This is a genomic window from Microcystis sp. M53603_WE2 (genome assembly GCF_030065435.1).
Genome location: NZ_JASJFF010000075.1, coordinates 1 through 4,051, shown reverse-complemented (window position 1 = coordinate 4,051; position 4,051 = coordinate 1). Strand labels below are relative to the sequence as shown.

General features: G+C 40.3%; 4 protein-coding genes. 1 reads left to right on the top strand and 3 read right to left on the bottom strand.

Annotated features, from left to right (window positions below):
• On the bottom strand, nt 1-417 hold a 417-nt coding region (locus PX481_RS01805; RefSeq protein ID WP_353852177.1), incomplete at its 3' end, for a TRAM domain-containing protein.
• A gap of 278 nt (nt 418-695) precedes the next feature.
• Here PX481_RS01805 and PX481_RS01800 point away from each other — a divergent pair.
• Nucleotides 696-1,598: a hypothetical protein gene (locus tag PX481_RS01800; RefSeq protein WP_002763688.1), complete on the top strand. Its 903-nt coding sequence runs from the start codon at nt 696-698 to the stop codon at nt 1,596-1,598.
• On the opposite strand, the gene PX481_RS01795 is transcribed toward PX481_RS01800, so the two are convergent.
• Nucleotides 1,595-3,289: a helicase HerA domain-containing protein gene (locus tag PX481_RS01795; protein WP_288093381.1), complete on the bottom strand. Its 1,695-nt coding sequence runs from the start codon at nt 3,287-3,289 to the stop codon at nt 1,595-1,597. The genes PX481_RS01800 and PX481_RS01795 overlap by 4 nt on opposite strands.
• Before the next feature lie 270 nt (nt 3,290-3,559).
• The coding region (locus PX481_RS01790; protein WP_288093378.1) for a UbiA family prenyltransferase at nt 3,560-4,051 on the bottom strand (492 nt) is incomplete at its 5' end.

The following is a 4,051-nucleotide window of genomic DNA, read 5'->3' as shown; positions in this document are numbered from 1 at the left end:
GCCGGTGGGGGAAAATCCGAGGGGATAGGTAGCTTTATTGCGATAAGCGAGGGGAGAATTACCGGTGAGGGGAGGATAAACCAAAGGATCGCTAAAACCGCCAATTCTGGTTAATACCTCTTGTACTTGCTCTTTTTTGACTAGGCGCTGAAATTGGTCCTCGATGTGTTGCCATTGACAGCCACCACATTTATCGGCGACGATGCAGCGGGGACGGATACGATGGGGAGAAGCTTGGAGAATAGTTTGTAGTTTGCCGATCGCATGACTTTTTTTGATATAGGTGATGCGAGTTTGAATGCGATCGCCAATGACCGTATCCGGCACAAAAATCACCTGTCCTCGGTATTTTCCCACACCTTCGCCCGTATGGTTGAGGTCGGTAATCTCGATCTCGATTAAATCACCTTGTTGCATAGTTAGGGAAACCAGTTTTCATCCAGGGTTAAGACTGTCGAGCTTTCTGATTCTAACAAAAGGTTTTGACAAAATTACCTTGACTGTGAGTTGTCCTCAGAATCAAGGGATTATTGTTTGAGTATAAATACTCATTGACAAACACATTTGATCTTTGTCACACTACCAGTCGAGATTAGTATATCGATATACCTATTTTTTGTATATTCTTATACTCAAAAACTTGGAACCAACAGTTTTTAGATAAATTACTTTCTCTTGCTAGTGTCATCAATCAAATGTCAACCATAATCAACAATAAAGAAATTCGAGTATTTGGCATTAAAAGAAGTGGTAATCATGCGATTATCAATTGGATTTTTTCCCAGATACCTGGTCAGGTAGTTTTTGCCAATCACTGCTATTTAGCAGGAAAGGAAATTCGTATTTACAAAGGTACAGGAAGAATTGACTGCAAGGGGATTAACTACTGGGATTTTAAGAAAAAATACTTCTTTTTTGAGAGAAATCCTTTCTTTAATAAAGAAATTGTCACTTATTCAAAAAATGATCAACGCTTTAATGGTCAAAAGCTCAAACAACATCCCAAAGAGGCGATAATTGTCAGCTTTGAGGAAAAAGATATTGAAAATTTCAGCGATTTGATGGATCGCTATCATGAGCAGTGGGTAGGCAAAAGTCAAGAGGTTTTTTCTATAGTTATTCTGCGGGATCCTTTCAATGTATTAGCCAGCATTTATCAAAAATGGGGCAAAGAAAACTTAAAAAATATTGCTGTTCTCTGGGAAAAATACGCTCAGGTTTATCTAAGTTACCAAAAAAGTGCTGATCGCTATCGTTTGGGAATCAACTATAATCAATGGTTAACAGATGTCAATTATCGGCAAGCAATTACAGAAAGACTGCAAATTCCTTTTGATGACTCGAAAAAAGAGTTAGTTGCCAATTTTGCTGGTGGTAGTTCCTTTGATGGCTTATCCTATCAACAAGAAGGGCAGAAAATGGATGTTCTTAATCGTTGGCAAACCTTTCGAGAAGATCCCGAATATTATAGTCTTTTTAATAATCCTCAACTGCTGAAATTATCCGAGGAGATTTTTGGTATCATTCCGGGTACTGAGGATTTTATTGCTTCTTTCCAGAAGAACCATTGGAGAAATCTCCCAAATAAATTCCTTTAAAATCCTAGATCGGCTTTGGCAATTTTGGCCGCCGCTAATACTTCCTCATCGGGTAATTCTCGCCAGTCGGTCGCACCTATTTCAGCATAGAATTTTTGATCGTAGGCGCGAGTACGAATTACTACCGGCATAGGGACCGCATGACCTAAAACTAAAGCTTGTTGTTTTGAGTCTAATTTCGCTAAAACTGATCGCAAACTTCCCCCTCCAGAAACCCCTGTAAATATGGCTTCGATGTCCTTTTCATCGTTTAATAAACAGGTGATTCTTGTCCCTACCTGAGACATGACTTCGTTATCAATTCCTGAAGGTCTTTGATCAACAATTAAGAGAGTAACAAAGTATTTTCGCATCTCCCTAGCGATGGTTCCAAAAATAGTTTGATGCACCACGGCAGAATCTAAAAATCGATGAGCTTCTTCAATAGTAATCACTAACTGTTGCGGCCGATCAACGGGGTTTTTGGTTTGTAAAAAATATTCAGCTTTTTTAACATAATTAGCATGAATCCGACGGGTGATCATATTGGTGGCTAACATATAGGAAAGCATATTACTTTGGGAGCCAAATTCAATGACAACGTGCTTACCTGCATCTAAAGCTTGTAAAACCTGATCGATATAATTGTGGGGACAAGCACTTCTTAAATATTTCAAACTATCTAGACGCATTAATTTTCTCTGGAGGGACATGATTGATCCCGCATGGCCTTGTTTTTCCGTACAGAAGATTTTAATATCCTCGTTACTCATATTTAATAACTGAGTAATCCAAGATTCTCCATACTCGTTATAGAGAATATTGGCATTATCTAAACTAGCTTCCGAGATGCCTAATTCCCGACCGATTAAACGAATATCCTCGATTTCAATTTGATTATAACTTAAGAATAATTCCTGCGCTCCTCGTACTCCCCGGCGTTTGGTAGAATCGGGATCGAGGGTATAAATTTCTACCTGTCCGGGGAATAATTGACATAATCCTTTCACCGTAGAAACCTCCTTCCCCTCTTTCATCGCTTCCCAACCGTATTCCGAGTGCATATCAAACATGAGGTTAACCCCTGCTTGTTTGCGAATAATGCCCGAAATTAGTAATCTGGTTAAAAAGGATTTTCCCGTCCCGGATTTGCCAAAAACACCGTTACTACGTTCCACAAAGCGATCGAGATTAATACATATTGGCACGTCCATGTCAAGGGGTTGACCAATAGCAAAATTCTTTCTGGTGGGATCATCTTCCCAACCGAAAACCATGCGAAAATCCTGCTCACAAGCTTCATAAACTTGGCTAAAATGCGCGGGAATAGTTTTAACTGGCAGTAATTCTAAATCGGCGCTAGTTTGGGGTTGAAAAGAGCCTAAAGAAGTGTCAGAAACTGCGGGAGAATTACCTCCAGTCGGAGTAAACATGAGCATAGGCGATAGTTCAATAGTACCATAAGTACCGCTACCCGCTAAAACATCGCGCATAAAACTATCATCGGGATGGGGAGGATTCGCGATAATCCGGGAACTGGAGTTACCCAGGGAGACATCGGTGAGGAGACAGAAAAAACGCGATCGAGTGCCTTGCACCACCAAAAACTTACCGACGCGCATATCTTCTACCGAAATATCCGGATAAAGACGGATTTCTAAACCTTCACTCAGGGAACCTTGAATAACCGATCCGAGGGGTTGTTCACTCATGCTAACCTTTATTTGTGGCGATCTATCTCCCTATTCTGTCACTTTTCCGTTAATAAGTGCAAACTTGATCGGGTACAGTAAACAGTAATCAGTGATCAGTAAACAGTAAAAAGACAGTAGGAAACTGGAAGATGTACCAGACTAAGGCTGAATCCGCCGTATTAAATACTTCCCACTTAATACATACTGCACACTTAAAACTCAAATCTGATAACTGATAACTGATAACTGATAACTGATAAAGGGGTTTAAGAAAAAAAATCGGGTTGATCAACGGGAAGCAAGGAAATAGCCAAGGGAGAAGAGAATGCCACTAAAAAAGTGAAGATTAACCGCTATAAACTTGCAGTTACTGACTAGCTGAGGTTGGTCGTGATTTTGGTTAACGTGGTTGACTAATTGCCAAGCGAAAGGGAGACTAAGGAAGATTAAAAGAGTGAGAGGGGGATAAACCTGGAGCAGGACAAAAACTACCGTTAAAACGTAAACGAGAACCGTCACTACGGTTAAAACTTTAGAACCCTTTAAAGTACCTAAACGGACAATAGGTGATTTTTTACCCGCTTTGAGATCATCGGCGACTTGATGGAAATGGGAACAAAAAAGGATGATAGAAGTAGTAATCCCGATAATAATTGAAGCCGCTAGACTAGAGAGGGAAAAAGTGCCAGCTTGGGAATAGTAGGCAGCGGCAATCGCCAAGGGTCCAAAAGTAAAGAAACAGATAATTTCACCTAATCCTTGATAACCGAGACGGAAGGG